The organism is Serratia oryzae, assembly GCF_001976145.1.
Lineage (GTDB): Bacteria > Pseudomonadota > Gammaproteobacteria > Enterobacterales > Enterobacteriaceae > Chania > Chania oryzae.
In genome coordinates, this window is record NZ_MOXD01000058.1 from 1 (window position 1) to 660 (window position 660).

The 660-nt window shown below is 56.7% G+C and carries 1 protein-coding gene; it reads right to left on the reverse strand.

Translation table 11 applies throughout. The annotated features are described in order from the left end of the window. Positions 1 to 660 (reverse strand): VENN motif pre-toxin domain-containing protein (locus tag BMI79_RS22875; protein WP_167370532.1); only part of this gene is annotated, 660 nt, incomplete at both ends.

Genomic DNA, 660 nt, shown 5'->3' on the forward strand with positions numbered 1-660 from the left:
GATCACTTTCCAGATCCTTGCGATTTAACGCCTCCTTATCTTTCTGTTCTTCTGGTGTCAGGTTCTGTTTGTTGTTGAGATATGTCTGGCGGCTCTTCTCCGTGCTGCTCAGATAGTTATTCTCCACTGAGTTCTTACCGGCTTGTGCACCTGCAACAGCATTCGTCGTGCTGTCGCCCGTCACACCTCCAGCCAGCCCTGCCGCCAAGGTTGCCAGTGCGCTGATTCTTTGTTTCTGCTCCTCACTCAGGTTTTCAGGTTTCACGTCAGGATACAACTGCTCCGCCAGATAACGCGCCGCCAGTTCGCCACCGGCTGCACCCGCTGCCCCAGCCACCGCCGAGTTGCCGCTCATCTCTGCCGCCATCGCACCCCACACCGCATGCGCCAACACGTTGGCCGTGTCGTTACCTTTGGTGTACGCCTTGATTTGCTCCGCCGCATACGGACTTAACCCACCAGCAATGGCGGCAGCCATATTGCCACCGGCCAGGCCTTGCAATGCCGCCGTGACAGCTTGTGCTGCTTTCTGTAAGTCACTCCCCGTGCCGTATTTCTGCATCTCTGCTTTATAGGCATCGGTATTGCGCAGCGCTTCGGTATCACCCTTCAGCTTCGGATTGGCCTTCAGTGCCGCCTCAAGCCCGTTGATATCTCCCT